The sequence below is a fragment of the Cellulosimicrobium sp. MI9406 genome (assembly GCF_040595865.1).
GTDB classification, from domain to species: domain Bacteria; phylum Actinomycetota; class Actinomycetes; order Actinomycetales; family Cellulomonadaceae; genus Cellulosimicrobium; species Cellulosimicrobium funkei.
Window position 1 is genome coordinate 33,914 of record NZ_JALIZI010000008.1, and the last position, 19,642, is coordinate 53,555.

Sequence of the window (19,642 nt, forward strand, 5' to 3'; positions counted from 1 at the left end):
GGAAATGCCGGTCCATCAGCCGGACGTTGTGACTGTAGCGCCGGCGAACCGGCCGCAGAACGGCGCGAGCGGGCGAAATTTACCGCCCCTTCCCGCGCGGGTCAGGACAGATCGCCGCGAAATACCACGGTCGACGTGCCCGGCGCGTACTCCACCGCGACGGTGACGTCGTCGCGGTCGGCGTCGGGGATGGAGAACAGGACGACGCCCGTCCCGCTCTCGCCCGGGGCGAGCTCGCCCTCGAAGGGCCGGCCGCCGGGCTGCACGAGGCGCCCGGCCGGCGCGCGGTCCTCGCCCGTGTAGGCGTTGACCACGGCGTAGGAGAGGTCGAGCGGGGCGTCGGTCCCGTTCGTGACCTCGACGGTGAGGCGGACGGCCGGACCCGAGGTCTCGCCCGCGGCCACGGCCTCGCCCTCGACGTGCTCGACCTGCGCGAGCCGCACGGTGACGCCGTCGGGCGCCTGGACCGTCTGGTCGGGCGCGGCCGGCTCGAGCTCGGGGGCCACGGGCACGACGGCGGGGTCCGCCCCGTCGGTCTCGCCCGTCCCGGCGGCCGCGTCGCCGTCCGCCGCGGCGGCGCCGTCCCCGTCGCCCGCGTCGTCCGCGGTCGCGTCCGCCGAGGCGTCGCCGCTCTCCTCCGGGGAGGCGACCGGCGCGGGCGTGACCGTCCCGCCCGGGGACTCGTCGCCGTCGGACCGCCACGGCTGCAGCACGACGAGGGTGACGGCGACCGCGAGCGCGACCGCCGCCCCGATCACCGCGACGGCACGGCGGGAGGGCCGCCGCGTCGGGGTGGCGCCCTCGGGGGCGCCGTCGTTCTCCGCGTTCATCGTCCGCCTCCGGTCGTGCTCCGTGCCGGCTCGCGCCGGTCCGCCGTCGCGGCGCCCTGCCGGGCCGCCCGCCGGCCGTCGCGCAGCCCGCGCCAGGCCGCCCGCAGCGGGACGACCGGCCGCAGGAACTGGCGCCGGCCGCCGCGCCGCAGGACCGCGCGGGCGTTGCCCGGCGCGCTGCGCCGCCAGCGCCGCACGGACACCTCGTCGAGGTGCTGCGCGGCGAACAGCATCCGGTTGCGGATGTTGTAGTAGTAGTACGTCTCCGACTTGGCCTCCGGCCGCTGCCGGCCGTCGCGGTGGGTCCCGCCCTCGTCGTGGACCGCGACGGCGTCCTCGACGACGGCGACCCGGCCGCCCGCGCGCTGCAAGCGGTAGGACAGGTCGACGTCCTCCCAGTAGAGGAAGTAGGCGTCGTCGAACCCGCCCGTGCGCTCCCAGACCTCCCGGGTGACGAGCAGGCACGCGCCGCTGAGCCACTCCACGCGCGCGGCGCCCGGGTGCTCGTCGCGGCGCGACGGCGCGCGGAACGTGCCGTCGTCGAGGTAGACGTCGAGGCCCCCGAACCAGCGGCGCCCGGCGGGCGTGAGGACGACCGGGGACACGAGGAGCAGGCGGTCGTCCTGGACGGCCGCCCGCAGGGTCCGGACGTCGGCCGCGGCGATCGTCGCGTCGGGGTTGAGCAGCAGCACCTCGTCCGCTCCGGCGTCGAAAGCCGCGCGCATCCCCAGGTTGGCGCCGCCGCCGAAGCCCAGGTTCTCCGCCGGGGCGAGCAGGTCCCAGCCGCGCTCGTCCGCCAGGCGGGACACCCGCTCGCGCTCCGGCGTCGTCGACCTGTTGTCGACGACGAGCACGCGCGCCTCCCCGACCGCGCCGCGCGCGCCGAGGTTGCGCTCGAGGAGCGCGGCGGAGCCGTAGCTCACGACCACGATCGCGAGGTCGCCGGAGGCGTCCGAGACGTCGTCCACGGTCGTCACCTCCAGGTCCTGGCACGTCGGCCGTCGCGGCGATCCTAAGCCCGCCGTCGGGCCGTGACGCCGGAATTCACCCGGGCGAGATACAACCTCACCCGCTGTTCACCCGCGCCCGCCTGGATACGATTCTCGGCACGGTCGGGGGCGGGCAGACAATCCGTCGCCGCCGCTTCCCAGAAGCTCCCCCCGTCTCTTTCGCGAGGTGCCCATGTCCGAGTTCGGCGCGGCGATGACGCGACTGCACGACGCGCAGAAGTCGTCGAGCGGCGCGGCCGCGTACTCGCGCTTCGTCAACCGCCCCCTCGGCCGCCCGCTCGCCGCGGGCGCGTACGTGCTCGGCCTGACGCCCGACGCGGTGACGCTCGTCAGCGCGGCCACCACGCTCGCCGGGATCGCGACGATCGCGCTCGCCGAGCCGACGCTCGGGTCGTCGCTCGCGGCCGTCGTGCTCCTCGTCCTCGGGTACGCCCTCGACTCCGCGGACGGCCAGCTCGCGCGGCTCTCGCGGTCGGGGAGCGCGGCGGGCGAGTGGCTCGACCACTTCTTCGACGCCTTCAAGACGGTGGCCCTGCACCTCGCGGTGCTCGTCTGCTGGTTCCGGTACTACGACGTCGACGCCGGCTGGCTCGTCGTGCCGCTCGCGTTCTGCGTCGTGAGCAGCACGTTCTTCTTCGGGATCGTCGCGGTCGACCTGGTGCGCCGCGCCAAGGGCTCGCCGGGCGGGGCCGCGCACGGGACCGGGGGCCGGCTCCGCGAGCACCCGCTCTACACGCTCGCGGTGCTCCCGACCGACTACGGCTTCCTGTGCCTCTCGTTCGCGCTGCTGTGGCTCCCCTCCGCGTTCCTCGTCGTGTACACCGCGCTGGCCGTCGTGAACGCGCTCGTCCTGCCCCTCGCGGCCGTGCGGTGGTACCGGTCGCTCCAGGCCCTGGAACGCGGCGCGGCGACGACGGCGGGAGTCCCCTCGTGAGGCCCGTGCGGGTGATGCAGTCGTTCCGCGCACCGCGGTCGACGACGAACCCGTACATCACCCAGCTCGACGCGGCCCTCGCGGCGGAGCCGACCGTGGAGCACCTGCGCTTCGACTGGCGCACGGCGATCGTGGGCCGCTACGACGTCTTCCACTGGCACTGGCCCGAGGGCAAGCTCGAGGGCACCACGTGGTGGAAGGCCGCCGCGAAGCACGCGCTCGTCGCCGCGATCCTCGTGCGGCACCGCCTGAGCCGCGTGGTCGTCGTGCGGACGGTCCACAACGTCGAGCTGCCCGACGTCCCTCGCGTCTCGCGCTGGCTCCTGGTCCGCGTCGACCGCTCGACGGACCACCGCATCGTCCTCAACGAGACGACCGAGCTGCCCCCGGAGCAGCCGCGCACCACGATCCTCCACGGCCACTACCGCGACTGGTTCGCCCGGTACGCCCGGGACGAGCGGGTCCCGGGACGGGCGGGCTACTTCGGCGGCGTGCGGCGCTACAAGAGCGTGGGCGACCTCGTGCGCGCCTACCGCGAGGCGCGCGCCCTGCGCGACGACCTGAGCCTGGAGATCGGTGGGCGCCCGTCGTCGGCCGAGCTCGAGACCTCGCTGCGCGCGGAGACCGCGGACCTGCCCGGCGTCGAGCTGACCCTGCGCTTCCTCCAGGACGACGAGCTCGTCGCCCTCGCCTCGCGCTCCCAGCTCGTGGTGCTGGCCTACCGGTTCATGCACAACTCCGGGAGCGTGCTCGCCGCCCTGTCGCTCGACCGCCCGGTCCTCGTGCCGCGCAACGCGGTGAACGAGGCTCTCGCGAAGGAGGTGGGCGACGAGTGGGTGCTCATGTTCGACGACCGGCTCACGGGCGAGCGCCTCGTCGGGGCGCTCGCCGAGGCGGCCGCGATCCCGGAGGGCGCGCGTCCGGACCTGTCGCGCCGCGAGTGGACGGACGCGGGGGCGGCGCACGCCCGCGCCTACCGCACCGCGCTCGCAGGCCGCCGGTCGCGCCGCCGCGCCGGGCGGGAGGGGGCCGCGTGATCGCCGAGGCGGCGTTCCGCGCCAAGACCGCCGTCGTGGGCCGGGACAGCACGGCCCAGCTCGACGCGTTCGTGCGGCACGACGCCCTCCCGGCGGCGGCGCTGGAGCAGCTCTCGCGCGAGCGCGCCCTGCGGCACGCCCGGTTCGCGTCCGAGCACAGCCCGTTCTACCGGGACCTCTACCGCGACGCCGGGATCACCGCGGCCGACCTCCGGGACGACGCGGTGCTCGACGCGCTCCCGCTGGTCGACAAGCCCGCCCTGCGCGAGCACTTCGACACGATCCGCACGGACGAGGCGACGGACCGCACGTCGGCGACGTCGCGCACGGGCGGCAGCACGGGCCTCCCCCTGCACGTGCTGCGCGACCTGCGCTTCCCGGCGCGCGCGCTCGAGTGGCGGCTGTTCCGGTGGTGGGGCGTCGAGCCGTGGGAGGACCGCGGGATCATCACCCGGCACATGCTGGAGGGCCTCGCGCGCGTCCGCCACGACCTGCAGTGGCTCCCGAGCCGCCGCGTGCAGCTCGACGCGTTCCGCATCACCGACGAGACGGTCACCGAGTTCGCGCGCCGCTGGAACCGGCTCCGGCCGCCCTTCCTGCTGGGCTACGGCGGGGGCGTGCTCGAGCTGGTCCGGCGCACGGGACGGCTCGGCATCGAGCTCGCGCCGCCGCGCGCGGTCGCGGTCACGGCCGCGCCGCTCGCGCCGGGCGTCCGCGCGGAGATCGCGACGGCGCTCCGAGCGCCCGTCTACGACCACTACCGCAGCGCCGAGGTGCCGTGGATCGCCGGCGAGTGCGCCGAGCAGTCCGGGATGCACGTGTTCTGGGACGTGCGCCGCGTCGAGATCCTCGACGACGACGACCGCCCCGTCCCCGACGGGCAGGAGGGCAACGTGGTCGTCACCGACCTGACGAACCGCGTCTTCCCCGTGGTGCGGTACCGCCTTGGCGACGTGAGCAGCATCCACCGCGAGACGTGCGTGTGCGGGCGCTCCCTGCCCCGGCTCGGCGCGGTCTCGGGGCGGGCCTCCGACGCCGTCCGGCTCCCGGACGGGACGACCATCGCCGGGGCGCTCGGCCACATCTTCGACCACGCGCCGCTCTCGGTGCGGCAGTTCGAGATCGTGCAGGGCCGCGACTACGCCGTGACGCTGCGCTGCATCCCGGCGAGCGACGAGCGCGCCGACATCGAGCGGGCCCTCGCGACGCTGCGCCGCGCGACGCGCGGCCTCGTGCCGGTGACGCTCGAGCTCGTCGACCACATCCCGCAGGTGGGCGGGAAGATGAGGTTCATCCGCAGTGACGCCCCCTCCTGAGCTCCGGCTGGTCGTCGCGGTCCCGACGTTCCGGCGCCCCGCGACGCTCGCCGGGCTGCTCGCGCGTCTGCCCGAGCGGCTGGCCGAGGTGGAGGGTGCCCGGGTGGAGGTGCTCGTCCTGGACAACGACCCCGCCGGGTCGGCGCGGCAGGTCGTGCGGGACGCCCCGCTGCCCGTGCGCTACGTCGTCGAGCCGCACCCGGGCATCGCCGCCGTACGCGACCGCGCGCTCGACGAGACGGCCGACGCCGACCTGCTCGCGTTCCTCGACGACGACGAGCGCCCGCGCGAGCGGTGGCTCGCGGCCCTCGTGGACACGTGGCGCGAGACGGGTCGCCCGGCGGCCGTCATGGGCCGCGTGATCTCCGTGTTCGCGCACGAGCCCGACCCGTGGCTGCTCGCGACGGGCGTGTTCCGCCGTCGACCGCGCCCGACCGGGATCGAGATCCCCGTCGCGGCGAGCGGGAACCTCCTGCTGGACCTGCGGCAGGTGCGGTCGCTCGGGACCCGGTTCGACGTCACGCTGGGCCTCGCCGGGGGCGAGGACACGCTCTTCTCGCGCGCGCTCGTCGACGCGGGCGGCCGGATCGTGTGGTGCAACGAGTCCGAGGCGGAGGACCTCGTCCCGGCCGAGCGCATGACCCGGGCGTGGGCCATGCGGCGCGCGTTCAACGGCGGCAACGGCGCCGTGCAGGTCGAGCTCCGCCTCGCCCGGGGCCCCGCGCGCCGGGCGCTCGTACGGGCGCGCGCGCTCGTCGGGGGCACGGGCCGCACCGTCGCGGGCGCGGCCCGGCACGTCTGGGGCCGGTGGACGGGCGACCTGGAGAGCGACGCGCGCGGCCTGCGCACGAGCCACCGGGGCCGGGGCATGGTCGCCGGCGCGTTCGGGCACCTGCACCGGCAGTACGCCCGCGACGGCGCGACGCCTCAGGGAGCCAGGCCCGCCTCCTCGGCGACCGGCTCGAACGACGAGACCGCGGCGGGGATCTCCGCCTGAGCGACGAGCGCCCGCGTGAGCAGCACGTAGCGCGCGACGTAGTCCTCCTGCCGCAGGCCCCGCGCCCGGACGTCCGCGGCGCTCGTCGCCTCCCCCGGGCCGAGCGCGTGCCGCACCGCCTCGGCGAGCGCGGCGGCGTCGTGCGGGGCGACGAGCCGGGCCCGCGTCCCCGCGACGTAGTCGCGCACCCCGCCCGCGTCGGTCACGACGAGCGCGCGGCCCGCCGCCATCGCCTCGACGCACGCCGTCGCGCCGGACGCGTGCCGGTTCTCGCGCAGCGGCACGACGACGACCCGGCAGCCCGCGTAGAGCCGCGCGAGCTCGGCGCGGCCCGTCGCGGGCGCGACGTCGACCCGGCCCGTGACCGCGACCCGGGCCGCGGCCACCGACCGCGACGCGACGCGCGCGGTCACGCCGGGCAGCAGGTCGAGCGCGGCGCGCAGCACGTCCCAGTCCCGGTCCCGGTCGTTGCCCACGGCCAGCACCTCGGGCGTGGTCCCGGGGCCGTCGGTCCCGGCGGCACCCCCCTCCCCCGTTGCGGGCGCCGTCCCGAACGGGACGAGGACGACCCGCCGACCGGGCACCCGGTCCAGCGCCACGCGCCGGTTGACGTCGCTGTGCACCGCCTCGACCGCGTGCCCGCGCAGCACGGCCGCGAAGAGACGGCGGCGGGCGCGACCGAGGTCGTCCCACCGGTCCCAGAGCCACACGGACTGCGCGAGGACGGCGGGCCTGCGGCGTCGGGGCAGCGTCGCGCGCACGAGGCCGACCGCGAGGTGCTCGCGCTCGGTGTGCGTCCACACGACGTCGGCGCTCCCCAGGAGCGCGCGGTTGCGCCACGCGTGCACGACGTCGGTCCCGAGCCGCGCCGCGAGCGCGCGCCGCACGCGCGCCACGGACGGCCGCTCGCGGTGGGACACGCTCCACGCGAGGTCGACCGTGCCCGCGGCGAGGTCGTAGCCGTAGGGCGTGCGGTCCAGGGTCTCCCCCGCCGCGTACCGCGCCCGCCACGCCACCGGGTCCTGCTCGTGCGCGAGGTGCACGACGACGCGCGGCCGCGTCACGGGACGAGCCCGCGCAGCCGCTCCACCACGCGGTCCCACTCGTACCGGGCGAGCAGCCGCTCGCGCAGCGCGGCGTCCGGGGTCGTCCCCCAGGCGGCGTCCAGCGCGGTCGCGACGTCGCGCGACGGCGCGTCGAGCGGGACGAAGCGCGCGAGGCCGTCGGCGAGCTCGCGGAACACGGGGGTGTCGGCCAGCACGAGCGGCGAGCCGAAGTGCGTCGCCTCCAGCACGGGCAGCCCGAAGCCCTCGTCGCGCGACAGGAACGCCGTGACGGCGGCGCGGGAGTAGAGCCACGCGAGCTCGGCGTCGTCGATCGCGCCGAGCAGCCGCACCGCACCGCTCGCGAGGAGCGCGTCCGTGCCGGGCGGGAGGTCCGGGGCGACGCCGGAGTGCTCGGCTCCCCCGACGACCAGGAGGGGCGCCTCGGGCCCCAGCCGCGCGGACAGCGGGACGGCGCGCAGCACGGCCTCGAGGTTCTTGCGGACGTTGAGGCGTCCCACGCACAGCGCGAACGGGAGCCCCGGGTCGATCCCCGCGGGCGGGCGCGGGACGGCGTCGGTCAGGGTGCGCGGCACGCCCAGCCCCACGGGCGTGACCGGGCGGCCGGAGCGGCCCTCGATGCGGTCCGCCTCCGTGCGCGACGACGTCGCGACCGCGTCCGCCGCACGCAGGAGCGGGATCATCGGCGCGAAGTACGCGCGCTCGGTCCGCGAGAACCACTCGGGGTGGTCGCGGAACATCACGTCGTGGACGAACGTCACCGCCGGGACCCGCCCGACCGGCGTGTAGTTGTGGGCGACGACGACGTCGGCGTGGACCGTCCGCGCGAGCCGGCCGAGCTCGACCGCGTTCGACAGCGCGTGCGGGTACAGGCGCGTCCCGATCGTCCGCGCGCCGGGCGGCAGGTCCGACGGCACGGCGACCTCCCCGCCGCGGACGGCGAGCACGAGCTCGTCCTGCGGGAACCGCTCGTGCCAGTGGTGGATGAGCGCGCGCTGGACCGACCGGTTCGAGAACGGCCCCCGGTCCCACCAGTAGGCGTCGAACAGGACCCGGCGGGGCGGGTCACCGAGGGCCGGGTCACCGAGGGCCGGGTCGTCGGCGGCTGCGGCGGGGCGAGGCGCGTCCTGCCGGTCCGCGGCAGCGGCGCGACGGCGCGCGGTCCGCCACGGCCCGGGCGTGCGCCGGGCCGCGAGGTCGCGCGCGAGCTGCTCGTACCCGTCGGCGACGTCGTCCCACGAGTAGTCCTCGGCGCGCTTGCGGTTCGCGCGGCCGCGCTCGAGCGTCCCCAGCTCGTCGCGCTCGGCGTCCTCGAGGACCCCGGCGAGGTCGTGCGGGCCGCGGAAGTAGAGGCCGGTGTCGCGCACGACCTCGCGGTTGAAGTCCACGTCGAACGCGACGACGGGCGCGCCGGCGCCGATCGCGCGCAGGAGCGACGGGTTGGTCCCCCCGACGGAGTGCCCGTGGACGTAGGTGAACGCGGACGCGTAGAGGTCGTCGAGCAGCTCCTGGTCCCACACCGCGCCGAGCAGCCGGACCCGCGCGTCCCCCTGCGCGAGCCGGTCGATCCGGTCGGTGTACTCCGCGGAGTACGGCGCCGAGCCGACGACCACGAGGGGCTTCGTCGCGGCGGACCGCACGTAGCCCTCGACGATCTCCTGCACGTGGTTCTCGGGCTCGAACCGCGCGACGACGAGATGGTAGCCCTCGGGCTCGAGCCCGAGCTCGGCGACGCGCGCGCCGCGGTCGTCGTCGAGCAGCGGGGCGCCGTACGCGATGAGCGACGACGGCACGCCGTACTCGCGCGCGTAGTAGTCCTGGATCCCCCGGGCGTCGGCGATGATCGCGTCGGAGCACCGGACGGCCGTCGTCTCGGCCGCGCGGTAGTAGCGGCGGCCCGTGGGCCCCCACTTCGCGCGCCGCCACTCGAGCCCGTCCACGTGGGTCGCGACCGGGATGCGCGCCGCGCGCAGCAGCGGCAGGAACGGGGCGTTCGCCGCGTTGAAGACGAAGGCCGCGTCGGTGCGGTGCGCGACGAGGTGGGCGACCGACACGGCCGTGTGGCTCAGCGTCTCGAGCGAGCGGCTGCGCAGCGCGCCCGCGGTGACGACCTCCATGCCGAGGTGCTCGCGGACGACGTCCTCGGTGTTCCCCGTGCGCGTGTAGACGCGGACGCGGTGCCCGCGCGCCGCGAGGCGCGAGCCGACCTCCTCGACCGCCGTCTCGAAGCCGCCGTACCGTGCCGGGACGCCGCGCGTGCCCACCATCGCGATGCTCAGCGTCGCCGCCACCGTCACTCCCGCCCTGCCGCCCTGTGCCTTCCTGCGAGGCTAGTGGTGTGCGGGACCCGTGGGGCCGGGTTCCCGGCGCCTCACCCGGGTGATTTCCCCGGCGGGACGGGGTGGAGAGGCCTCGGCGGGCCGGACGGGTCAGGCGCGGGCGTGGTACTTGCCCTGCGCAGCGAGCAGCCCCTCGGTGAGCACCATCTCGACCGCGTCGGCCGCGTCGTCGAGGAGGAAGGGCAGCTCCTTCGCCTCCGTGCCCTTGAAGTCCTTGAGCACGTAGTCGGCGGTGTCCATGCGGCCGGGCGGACGCCCGACGCCGCCCCGGACGCGCACGTAGTCCTTCGTGCCGAGCGCCTTGGTGATGTCGCGCAGCCCGTTGTGGCCGCCCTCGCCACCGCCGATCTTCAGCTTGACCGCGCCGAAGGGGATGTCCACCTCGTCGTGGACCACGACCACGTGCTCGGGGTCGATCCCGTAGTACTTCGCGAGGCCCGCCACGGGCCCGCCCGAGACGTTCATGTACGTCGTGGGCTTCGCGAGCACGACGCGCGGCCCGGGACGCCCGCCGGGCAGCATGCCGAGGCGCGCCTCCGCGACGGCGGCCTGCGCGCGCGGGTGCCGCGCGAACCGGGCGCCCGCCCGGCCCGCGAGGACGTCCAGGACCATGTGGCCGAGGTTGTGGCGGTTGCCGGCGTAGCCGGAGCCCGGGTTCCCGAGCCCGACGACGAGCCACGGCTGGTCGCTCATGTGCACCGTTCCTTCGCTGACGTCCTGCACGGTCCCGGCTCCCGACGCGCACGAGGCGTCCGGCACCAGGGTGCCGGACGCCTCGACGAGAGCATGGCGCGGACGACGTCCGCGCGGGGGGTCACTCGCCCGCGGTCGCCTCGGCGGCGGCCTCGGAGCCGGCGGCCTGCTCGGCGGCCTCGGCCTCGGCGGCCTCGATGTCCGCCGAGTTGTCCTGCGGCACGGAGATCGTCACGACGACGAGCTCGGGGTCCGTCGTGAGCGTCGCGCCGGAGGGGAGCTTCACCTCGCCCGCCGTGACGGTGGTGCCGGCCTCGAGGCCCTCGATGGAGACCTCGACGGACTCGGGCAGGTGCGTCGCCTCGGCCTCGATGGCGAGGGTCTGCAGGTCGACGAGGTGGATGGTGCCGGGGGCGGACTCGCCGGTGACGGCGACCGGGACCTCGACGGCGACCTTCTCGCCCTTCTTCACGATGAGCAGGTCGACGTGCTCGATGACGTTGCGGACCGGGTCGCGCTGGACGTCCTTGGCGATGGCGAGCTGGCCCTTGCCCTCAAGCTCGATGGAGAAGAGCGCGTTCGAGTGCTTGAGCGCCATCATCGTCTGGTGGCCCGGCAGGGTGACGTGCACCGGAGCGCTGCCGTGGCCGTAGAGGACGGCGGGGATCTTGTCGGCGCGGCGGATGCGGCGCGCGGCGCCCTTGCCGAACTCGGTGCGGGCCTCGGCGGCGAGCTTGATCTCGGACACGTGGATCACTCCTGGAAGATGCGTTGCGGGCCGGCCGCCAGTGGGGGACGGTCGGCTGTCCGGACGGTGAGAGGGCCTCCCGGACGGGCGGTTGCGTCGGCGCGGGACGTGTGACGGGCGCGCAGGAGGACGACCGCCCAGTCGATAACGGAGATCCAACAGGTCTGGCTGACACGTGCGGTCCCGCGCCGCCGGTGTGCTCACCGGTCCAGCGCTGCCGGCCGTCAGACGTCCCTCGCCGAGGCAACCTGATAACTGTACCCGGGCGCGGCGCGAGTCGGAAACCCGCTCCCCCGTGGCCGGACCTGGAGCCGCGGCCGCGAGGCCTGCGGCCGTCGACGGGAAGGGTGTCAGGGCGTCGCGTCGGCGCGGGCCGTCTCGGGACGGGGCGCGGGTCGGCCGGCGAGCCGGCGCGCGAGGCTCCGGGGCAGCTCGTACAGCCAGTAGACCGGGGTCCGGGAGACGACGGCGTACACGCCGACCGAGGCCAGGGTCGCGACGAGCGCCAGCACGGGCGGCGCGAGCGCGGCCACCGGGGCGGGCACGGCGTCGAGCGCGTCGCCGCCGACGAGCAGGATCGCGTGGATGACGAGCATGTGCGTGAGGTAGACGGGCAGCGTCCGCGTCCCGAGCGCGCGCAGCGGCCGCAGGCCGCTCGTCGCGACGCCGAGCACGATGCCCGCGGCCACCCCGAGCACGCACACGACCCACAGCAGGACGCCCGACGCCACGTGCGCCGCGAGCACGCAGCCCGCGACCCAGAGCGCGACGACGCCCGCGCCGGTCCACAGCGTCAGGCGCTCGGTCAGCCCGAGGACGCGGTCGCGCAGGAGGAGGCCGCCCAGGAAGAAGACGAAGTACTTCGGCGCGCTGTCCCAGGCGTTGTTCGGCAGCTCGAGCGCGAACGCGAACGCCGCGAGCGACACGGCCGCCGCCCCGACGAGCTGCACGCGCGGGGACAGCCCCGAGAGCAGCTTCGCGACGACGAAGAACACCGCGAGCGCCCAGAGGAACCAGCGGATCCCTGACGGCCACACCCACGCCGAGAGCGCGGCCGTGCCGACCTGCAGGGCGGGTCCGCCGTCGTCGGCCAGGCCGGGCGGGAGCTCGAGCCCGACGAGCGCCTCGTGCACCGGGTCGGGGTCGCCCGCGACGACGGCCCCGAGGAGGTAGCCGAGCGCCCGGACGAACGGCCACAGGAGCAGGAGCCAGGCGAAGAGCGCGACCTTCGAGGCGAGCAGCGCACGCCAGGGCCCGCGGACCCACTTCCCGGCGAACAGGCCCGCGACGGCGAAGAAGAGCGGCATGCGCATCGTGCCGAGCGCCGCGTTCACGCGGTCCCACCCGGCGAGGACCGTGCCCCAGGCGCCGGAGAGGTCGAGGTCGCCGAGCGCGCGCGTCGCGTGCAGCACGACGACGAGCAGGATGGCGAGGCCGCGCGCGGCGTCGGGCCAGCGCAGGCGTACTCGCTCGGCGGTCTGCTGCCGGGGCACGTCGTCACCTCCGGACGCTGCGGGCGGGTCCGCGCGGGCGCTGCCACGACCGGACCGGGAGACCCCCGGCCGTCGGGACCGACGCGGACCGTGCGAACCTACCCTCGCCACGGCGACGGCCACGAGGGCCTCGCCGTCATTTCACCCGGGCGAGATCGCGCGCGCTCAGCCCGTCGCGGTGGTCGTCGCGACGGTCGTGGCCACGGTCGCGCCGACGAGGATCACCGCGGTGACCTCCTCGACGTACGCGCGCACGGCCTCGCTCGCCCAGCTCTCGCGCGCGATCTCGCGCGCCCGGGCATCGACGTCGCGACGCCCCGCGGGGGTGCGTCCGGGCCCGCCGTCGGCGTCGCTGCCGCCGCTCGCGAGCACCCGGCCCGCCTGGCCCGTCGCGGCGAGCAGCGCGACGATCGCCGCCGCGCGCGCGTCCGGCGCCTGCCCCTCGACGAGGACGCGTCGGAGGTCGGCCCGCACCGCGTCCTCGTGGCGGGAGTCCGCCGCGGGGAAGCGCGTCGTCGGGAAGATGCCGAGCACGCGGCCCTCCTCGCGCCGCAGGACGCCGCGCTCCGCGAGCGCCGCGACCGCGCGGGCGGCGGGCCGGAGCCTGGCGATCGGCGCGACGAGCGCCTTCGGCGTGGAGCCCTCGCGCGCCCGCACGACGTCGAGCGCCTCGTCGAGGAGCGCGTTGCCCGTCGGGGACGCGTCCCGGACGACGATGCGGCCCACCCGGCCGCCGTCGCCGTCGCCCGCGAGGTCGGCCCGGCCGAGGAGCGCGAGCTCGACGAGCAGGGCGCCCGCGGCGACCTGCTCGCGGTACGAGGCGTCGACGACGGCCTTCCCGGTCACGTCGTCGAGCGTGAGCAGCAGGTAGTCCTCGAGGATGAGCATGCGTCCACGCTAGGGCCGGGCGACGGGGCCGGGCACCTGCCGTTTGTCACCGGTGCCCGGTGCAGGTCTCACGCCGTCGGCGACGCCGGGCCCCGGTCCGCCGGGTCGGCGAGCTCCCACCGGACGGTGACGGTCGCGCGGACCTCCTGGCTGCCCGGCTCGACGACGAGCGCGTCGCTCGTCGCCTTCGCCGCGAGGACGCGCGCCACCGGGCCGGGCGCGCCGTCGTCCTCCCGGATCTCGACGACCGGGCCGAGCGAGCGTCCAGCGAGGCGGGCGTACTGCTCGGCGCGGGTGCGGGCGTCGGCGAACGCGGCCTCGCGCGCCGCGGCCGCGAGCGGGGCGGGATCCCCCACGGCGAGGCTGGTCGAGTCGAGCCGGCCCACCGGGCCGGCGGCGTCGAGCGCGGCGCGCACGACCTCGCCGCTCGCCCCCACGTCGCGCAGCGTCGCGCGCAGCGTGAGGCGGGCGGTCGTGCGGGGGCCGTCCTCGCGCTGCTCGGTCCACGTGGACGTCTGCGACGTGCGCAGGTCGGACGGCGCGACGCCGTGCGCGACGAGCGCGTCCCGCGCCGCGGCGAGCCCGGCGTTGGCGCGGTCGAGCGCGTCCTGGACGCCGGGCGCGGTCGCCTCGGCGCCGAGCTCGACGACGGCGACGTCCGGCGTGGCCGTCACCGCTCCCTGACCGGTGGTCGTCACCCCAGAGCCGTTCATGGCCGTCATGCTCGCACGGACCGCCCGGGGTCGCCCCCGTTTCACCCGGGTGAGCGCGGCACGGACGGCCCGCGGCCTGCCACTCTCGTGTCAGAGGGGCACGACGTCGTGCCCGTCCCGCACCCGGGAGGTCCGCGTGAGACGTCTCCTCGCGCTCGCGGCGCTGCTCGTCGCGCTCGCCCCCGCCCCGGGGGTGGCCGCCGCGGACGCCGCGGGCACCGACCCGGCCGCCACGACGCCGCGCGCGTGCGCCGACGCGCTCGCGCTGCTCGACGGCTCCCGCCCCCGGGACGCGCTCGCCCTGGTCGACGCCTACCGCGCGACGGCCACGTCCCCCGCGGACCCGGCGGCGCGGGCCACGGCGTGCGCCGACGTGCAGGACGCGGCGGTCGCCGCGCGGGACACCGCCGCGACGCTCGCCGCCGAGGCGGAGGCCCTCGAGCCCGGCGGGGCGCGGCCGACGTCCGGGGAGGCCGAGTCCTGGGCCGCCGCGCAGGCCCGCGCGGAGCAGGCGCTCGCGCTCGACGCGCAGGACGCGCGGGCCGCCGCCGTGGTCCGCGCGGCGCAGGAGGAGGAGACGACGGTCCCGGACCGCGCGGCGTCCGCCTGGGACGGGTTCGTCGAGGCGGTCTCCCCCCTGGGTCCGCTCCTGCTCGCGCTCCTCGTCGGCGTCCTCGTGCTCGCCGTCGTCGCGCGGCTCGTCGTCCCCGTCACGCTGCGCTGGCCCGTCCTGTCCGCGGGAGAGCGCGTGCGCGCGGGCGCCGCCGGGTGGGGCGCCCTCGTCGCCGGCGCGGCGCTCCTCGTGTGGGGTCCCGCCGCGGGCGCGAGCACATGGACGGGCTCCGGCGTCGCGGGCGCGACCCTCGCGGTGGTGGTCCTCGTGCTCGGGTTCGTCGCCGGTGTCGTGGCGGTGGCGCTCGCCCTCGGGCGGCTCGTCGCGCCGGGTGCCGGCCCCGACCGCACCCGCTGGTGGGCGTGGGCGACCGCCGTGGCCGGCGTCGCCGCGGTCGCGGCCGTCGTGCTCTCGGCCCGCGCCCTCGGGGGCCCGGGCACCGTCGCGGCAGGGCCCGTCGCGGCGGGCTCCCTCGCGGCGGGGGCCGTCGTGGCGGCGCTCGGCGTGCTCCTCGTCGCCACCGTCCTCGCGACCCGGCTGCGGCTGACGATCGAGGTGACGTCGGGCCGCTCGGGCGACCGGACGACGTCGCACGAGGGGACGGGCGGGGCGCGCCTCGTCGCGCTCCTGGGCGAGCTGGGCGCCGAGCCGCCGCGCGGCCTGGAGGTGCCCCGCGGCACGGACATCAGCGCCCTCAGCGGGTCCGCGCTGTCCGAGCTGCCCCAGGGCGCGTTCGTCAAGGCGGTCGTCAGCCTGGCCCAGGGCGTCGTCGGTTCGGTCCCCTGGCGGGTCACGGTCGAGGAGCGGGACGCCGACCACCTGGCCGTCGTCGTCACGAGGAACGGACGGGCCGCGGGCTCCGCCGCGCTCGACCGGGCGGGGCTCCTGCGGTTCGACCCCGACGACCCGGCGTCGGCCGCCGCCGCGGCGCAGGTCGACCTCTACCGCGCCGCCGCGGCCGTCGTGCTGCTGACGCTGGCACGCCACCACGCGGGCTTCGAGGGGCTGTGCGGGGCGACGTCGTGGCGCAGCCTCGCCCTCCAGTACGTCGCCCAGAGCGACCTCACCGACGCGCCGGACCGGGAGCGGGAGCTCCTCGCGCGCGCCGTCGACGTCGACCCGCGCAACGACCTGGCCCAGGTCGCCCTCGCGCACGCCGAGGGCAGGCACCACACCCTGCGCGAGGACCTCGACGCGTACGGCCGCTGGCTCGACCGGTTCGTCACGCGGAGCGAGGGCCGCAGCGGGTACCGCTCGCTGCGGCTGCGGGCCCAGTACTCGCGCGCCGCGACGACGGTGAACGCGTGCTTCGCCCCGGGCCGCGACGGGGACGACCCGGCGGGCAGGCTCGACGCGACCGCCGTCGACGCGGTCCGCGCGCTGCTGGAGGCGCTCGCGGTGGAGCGTGCCGCGGGGCGGGAGGACGCGCTCGTCGTCCGGCTCCAGGACGCCGTCGACAGCCTCTACCTCCAGGCGGAGGTCGCGGCCCGGGCGCTGGAGCCCGTGGCACCGCAACGGGTGCCGACGGCACCGGGGACGGAGCCGGGCGAGCGGGCCGAGCCGAGCGAGACGGCCGAGACGCCCCGGGAGCGCCTGCGGCGCGCCTACCGGGCCGCCCTGGCCCGCGACCCCGAGGGCGCGGACGCGCCGTCCCCCACGACGCCGACCGGCGAGTACAACCTGGCGTGCACGTACGCCGTCCGCACGACGCCGCTCGGTGCCGCGGACGCGCTCCGCACGACCGACCACCTGCGGCGTGCGGTCGTGCTCGCCGACCTGCGCACGTGGCTCCACGACGACCCGATGCTGGCCGCGTACCGCGAGCGGCCGGAGTACGCCGCGGAGTTCGGCCAGGACCCGCTCGACCTGCTCGCCGTCGCGCCGTTCGCCCGGTACGCGCCGGCCCTGCGCGCGTGGGGCCTGACGACGGAGCAGCGGATCGTGGCGGTCTCCCCGCCCGACCTCGCGGCACTCCTCGGGACGACGCCCGAGGAGGCCGCGAGGGTGCGCGCCGCCGCGCACCTCGCGGCGGACCTCCCGGCGCTCCCGGGCCGCTGCGACGTGCTCGACGTGCTGCTCGCGCACGACGTGGGCGCCCTGCCTCAGGAGGGGCTTCCCGACGACGTCGCCCGCGCCGTGCGGTCGCGCGTCGTGCGCCTGCGGCTCACCCCGTCGGAGCGCGACCGGCTGCGCACCGCGCTGGCCGGGTGGCTGGGCTGAGCCTCAGCTGTTGCCGTCGAACAGCGAGGTGACCGAGCCGTCGTCGAACACCTCGCGGATCGCGCGCGCGATGAGCGGCGCGATGGAGAGCACCGTGAGCTGCGGGAACTGCTTCTCGGCCGCGATGGGCAGCGTGTCCGTGATGACGACCTCGCTCGCCCCGCACTCGGACAGGCGCTGGGCCGCCGGGTCGGACAGCACGCCGTGCGTCGCGGCCACGATGACCGACCGCGCGCCCGCGGCGAGGATGACGCGCACGGCCTCGGCGATCGTGCCGCCGGTGTCGATGAGGTCGTCGACGAGCACGCAGTCGCGGCCCTCGACGTCACCCACGACGCGGTTCGCGACGGCCTGGTTCGGGCGCGTGACGTCGCGCGTCTTGTGGACGAACGCGAGCGGCCCGCCCCCGAGCTTCGCGGCCCACTGCTCGGCGACGCGGATGCGGCCCGCATCGGGCGAGACGACCGTGACGTTCGACGTGTCGACGCGCGAGCGCACGTAGTCCGTGAGGATCGGCATCGCCCACAGGTGGTCGACCGGCCCGTCGAAGAAGCCCTGCGTCTGCGCGGCGTGCAGGTCGACGCTCATGAGGCGGTCGGCGCCCGCGGCGGTGAACAGGTCGGACATGAGGCGCGCCGAGATCGGCTCGCGACCACGGTGCTTCTTGTCCTGGCGGGCGTACCCGTAGAACGGCTGCACCACCGTGATCGTGCGGGCCGAGGCGCGCTTCGCGGCGTCGACCATGAGCAGCTGCTCCATGATCCACTGGTTGATCGGCGCGGTGTGGCTCTGGAGGATGAAGACGTCCGAGCCGCGCACCGACTCGCCGAACCGGACGTAGATCTCGCCGTTCGCGAAGTCGTACGCGGTCGTGGGCAGCAGGTCGATGCCCAGCTCCCGCGCGACGTCGTTGGCCAGCTCGGGGTGCGCGCGCCCCGAGGCGAGGACGAGGGACTTCTCCCCGTTGCCGGCGATCGTGCTGCTCATACCAGTGGGTTCCTTCGGTGGGGTTTCCGGGTGCGGGGTAGGTCTGAGGTCGGCTGGCCGGTCGCGGTCAGTCTGTCGTGGTGGCGGGACGACCGCCACGCAGCGCCTCGAGCGTGTGCTCGAGCTCGGGCGCGGGCGGCGGCGGGGTGGGGCGGTCGGCCGTCGCGGCGGCGCTCTGGTCCGCGAGCTGGGCCTGCGCCTGTGCGCCGAGCGGGGGCGCCTCCGGGTCCGCGGCGCGCGCGGCGGCCGCGGCCTCGGCGGCGGGCGTGCCGGCGCGACGCCGCTCGACCCAGCCCTCGATGTTGCGCTGCTGGCCCCCGCTCACGCCGAGCGCGCCCGCGGGCACGTCGCGGCGGATGACGGACCCGGCGGCGGTGTACGCGCCGTCGCCGACGCTCACGGGCGCGACGAACATGTTGTCCGCGCCGGTGCGGGCGTGCGAGCCGATGACGGTGCGGTGCTTGTGCACGCCGTCGTAGTTGACCGTGACCGACGCGGCGCCGATGTTCGTGTGGTCGCCGATGGTCGCGTCGCCGACGTAGGACAGGTGCGGGATCTTCGACCCCTCGCCGATCTCCGCGTTCTTCGTCTCGACGAACGTGCCGATCTTGCCCTGCGCACCGAGCACGGTGCCGGGCCGCAGGTACGCGAACGGTCCGACGGACGTCCCCGCGCCCAGGACCGCGAGCGAGCCGTGCGTGCGGGTCACGGTCGCGCCGGCGCCGACCTCGGTGTCGGTGAGCGTGGTGTCCGGGCCGACCGTCGCGCCCTCGGCGACGACCGTCGCGCCGTGGAGCTGCGTCCCCGGGAGCAGCGTCACGTCGCGCGCGAGCTCGACGTCGACGTCGACCCACGTCGTGGCCGGGTCGACGACCGTCACGCCCGCGCGCATCCAGTCCTCGAGGATCCGGCGGTTGAGCTCGGCGCGCAGCGTCGCGAGCTGCACGCGGTCGTTGACGCCCTCGACGACCGTCGGGTCGTCCGAGACGAGCGCCCGTACGACGCCGCCCTCGGCGCGCGCCGCGGCGACGACGTCCGTCAGGTAGACCTCGCCCTGCGCGTTGTCGCGGCCGAGCGTGCCGAGCCCGCGTCGCAGGACGGCGGCGTCGAAGACGTAGATCGACGCGTTGATCTCGCGGATCGCGAGCTCGTCGGCCGACGCGTCCTTGTGCTCGACGATGCGCAGGACGTCGCCGGTCGCGTCGTCGCGCACGACGCGGCCGTAGCCCGTCGCGTCGTCGAGCTGCGTCGTCAGCATCGTCACGGCGTTGCCGTCGGCGACGTGCGCCGCGAGGAGCTGGGCGAGGGTGCCGCCGTCGAGCAGCGGGGTGTCGCCCGCGGTGACGACCACGGGGCCCTCGAGGCCGTCGCCGACGCCGCGCCCCTCCTCGCCGTCGGGCACGCCGTGGACGAGCGCCTGCGCGTGCGCCTTCGCGTCGAGCGCGGCGAGCGCGCACTGCACGGCGCGGCCCGTCCCCGGGATCTCGTCCTGGTCCACGACGACCGCGTCCGGGTCGACCGACACGGCGTGCTCGGCGACGCGGTCGCGCTCGTGCCGCACGACGACGGCGAGCAGCGCCGGGTCGAGCGAGCGCGCGGCGACGAGCACGTGCCCGAGCAGGCTGCGACCCGCGAGCGTGTGCAGCATCTTGGGGGTGGACGACTTCATCCGCGTGCCCTCGCCTGCGGCGAGGACGATCACGGCAGCGGGGGCGACGGTGGTGTCGGTGCCCTGCTGAGCTTCCATGGGTGTTCCCCTC

16 protein-coding genes are annotated in these 19,642 nt (G+C 76.5%); 5 read left to right on the forward strand and 11 right to left on the reverse strand.

The window, feature by feature from the left end:
- Nucleotides 1–101: 101 nt before the first annotated feature.
- Both MT994_RS15345 and MT994_RS15350 read right to left on the reverse strand, forming a co-directional pair.
- Nucleotides 102–830: a hypothetical protein gene (locus tag MT994_RS15345; RefSeq protein ID WP_061268687.1), complete on the reverse strand. Its 729-nt coding sequence runs from the start codon at nucleotides 828–830 to the stop codon at nucleotides 102–104.
- Nucleotides 827–1,807 (reverse strand): glycosyltransferase family 2 protein, encoded by a 981-nt coding sequence (locus MT994_RS15350; protein WP_354806955.1) that lies wholly within the window; start codon nucleotides 1,805–1,807, stop codon nucleotides 827–829. Before MT994_RS15350 ends, MT994_RS15345 begins: the two co-directional genes overlap by 4 nt.
- 205 nt (nucleotides 1,808–2,012) lie before the next feature.
- Here MT994_RS15350 and MT994_RS15355 point away from each other — a divergent pair, with 205 nt between their 5' ends.
- Genes MT994_RS15355 through MT994_RS15370 form a run of 4 tightly spaced genes read left to right on the forward strand, consistent with a single transcriptional unit; the run spans nucleotide 2,013 to nucleotide 6,124 of the window.
- Nucleotides 2,013–2,774 (forward strand): CDP-alcohol phosphatidyltransferase family protein, encoded by a 762-nt coding sequence (locus MT994_RS15355; protein WP_194521131.1) that lies wholly within the window; start codon nucleotides 2,013–2,015, stop codon nucleotides 2,772–2,774.
- Nucleotides 2,771–3,811 carry a glycosyl transferase gene (locus tag MT994_RS15360; RefSeq protein ID WP_354806956.1) on the forward strand — a complete coding sequence of 347 codons (1,041 nt, stop codon included), beginning with the start codon at nucleotides 2,771–2,773 and terminating at the stop codon, nucleotides 3,809–3,811. Before MT994_RS15355 ends, MT994_RS15360 begins: the two co-directional genes overlap by 4 nt.
- On the forward strand, nucleotides 3,808–5,127 hold the full coding sequence (locus MT994_RS15365) for a hypothetical protein (RefSeq protein ID WP_354806957.1): 1,320 nt from the start codon (nucleotides 3,808–3,810) through the stop codon (nucleotides 5,125–5,127). The genes MT994_RS15360 and MT994_RS15365 overlap by 4 nt, the downstream gene beginning before the upstream one ends.
- Entirely contained in the window at nucleotides 5,111–6,124 is a 1,014-nt protein-coding gene (locus MT994_RS15370) for a glycosyltransferase (protein WP_354806958.1), read from the forward strand. Before MT994_RS15365 ends, MT994_RS15370 begins: the two co-directional genes overlap by 17 nt.
- On the opposite strand, the gene MT994_RS15375 is transcribed toward MT994_RS15370, so the two are convergent.
- The 7 genes from MT994_RS15375 to MT994_RS15405 all read right to left on the reverse strand — a co-directional run bounded on the left by MT994_RS15375 (nucleotide 6,055) and on the right by MT994_RS15405 (nucleotide 14,062).
- On the reverse strand, nucleotides 6,055–7,188 hold the full coding sequence (locus tag MT994_RS15375; protein WP_354806959.1) for a glycosyltransferase family 4 protein: 1,134 nt from the start codon (nucleotides 7,186–7,188) through the stop codon (nucleotides 6,055–6,057). The genes MT994_RS15370 and MT994_RS15375 overlap by 70 nt on opposite strands.
- Nucleotides 7,185–9,479, reverse strand: coding sequence for a glycosyltransferase (locus MT994_RS15380; RefSeq protein WP_354806961.1), 2,295 nt, complete (start codon nucleotides 9,477–9,479; stop codon nucleotides 7,185–7,187). The genes MT994_RS15375 and MT994_RS15380 overlap by 4 nt, the downstream gene beginning before the upstream one ends.
- A gap of 138 nt (nucleotides 9,480–9,617) precedes the next feature.
- The gene (gene pth, locus MT994_RS15385) at nucleotides 9,618–10,220 is read right to left on the reverse strand and encodes an aminoacyl-tRNA hydrolase (protein ID WP_086150902.1); all 603 of its coding nucleotides are present in this window, start codon (nucleotides 10,218–10,220) and stop codon (nucleotides 9,618–9,620) included.
- Nucleotides 10,221–10,341: 121 nt separating this feature from the next.
- Nucleotides 10,342–10,968 (reverse strand): 50S ribosomal protein L25/general stress protein Ctc, encoded by a 627-nt coding sequence (locus MT994_RS15390; protein ID WP_021482199.1) that lies wholly within the window; start codon nucleotides 10,966–10,968, stop codon nucleotides 10,342–10,344.
- A 350-nt stretch (nucleotides 10,969–11,318) separates the two neighbouring features.
- Nucleotides 11,319–12,461 (reverse strand): acyltransferase, encoded by a 1,143-nt coding sequence (locus MT994_RS15395; RefSeq protein ID WP_194521134.1) that lies wholly within the window; start codon nucleotides 12,459–12,461, stop codon nucleotides 11,319–11,321.
- Nucleotides 12,462–12,626: 165 nt separating this feature from the next.
- Nucleotides 12,627–13,349 carry a GPP34 family phosphoprotein gene (locus MT994_RS15400; protein ID WP_085387449.1) on the reverse strand — a complete coding sequence of 241 codons (723 nt, stop codon included), beginning with the start codon at nucleotides 13,347–13,349 and terminating at the stop codon, nucleotides 12,627–12,629.
- Between the two features lie 68 nt (nucleotides 13,350–13,417).
- On the reverse strand, nucleotides 13,418–14,062 hold the full coding sequence (locus MT994_RS15405) for an SIMPL domain-containing protein (protein ID WP_354806964.1): 645 nt from the start codon (nucleotides 14,060–14,062) through the stop codon (nucleotides 13,418–13,420).
- Nucleotides 14,063–14,198: 136 nt separating this feature from the next.
- On the opposite strand from MT994_RS15405, the gene MT994_RS15410 reads away from it, so the two are divergent.
- Nucleotides 14,199–16,895 carry a hypothetical protein gene (locus MT994_RS15410; RefSeq protein WP_354806965.1) on the forward strand — a complete coding sequence of 899 codons (2,697 nt, stop codon included), beginning with the start codon at nucleotides 14,199–14,201 and terminating at the stop codon, nucleotides 16,893–16,895.
- Between the two features lie 3 nt (nucleotides 16,896–16,898).
- Here MT994_RS15410 and MT994_RS15415 read toward each other — a convergent pair whose 3' ends face one another.
- Together MT994_RS15415 and glmU are read right to left on the reverse strand one after the other, a co-directional pair.
- Nucleotides 16,899–17,882 carry a ribose-phosphate diphosphokinase gene (locus MT994_RS15415; protein ID WP_024841193.1) on the reverse strand — a complete coding sequence of 328 codons (984 nt, stop codon included), beginning with the start codon at nucleotides 17,880–17,882 and terminating at the stop codon, nucleotides 16,899–16,901.
- Nucleotides 17,883–17,949: 67 nt separating this feature from the next.
- Nucleotides 17,950–19,629, reverse strand: coding sequence for a bifunctional UDP-N-acetylglucosamine diphosphorylase/glucosamine-1-phosphate N-acetyltransferase GlmU (gene glmU, locus MT994_RS15420; protein WP_086150907.1), 1,680 nt, complete (start codon nucleotides 19,627–19,629; stop codon nucleotides 17,950–17,952).
- Nucleotides 19,630–19,642: the final 13 nt, after the last annotated feature.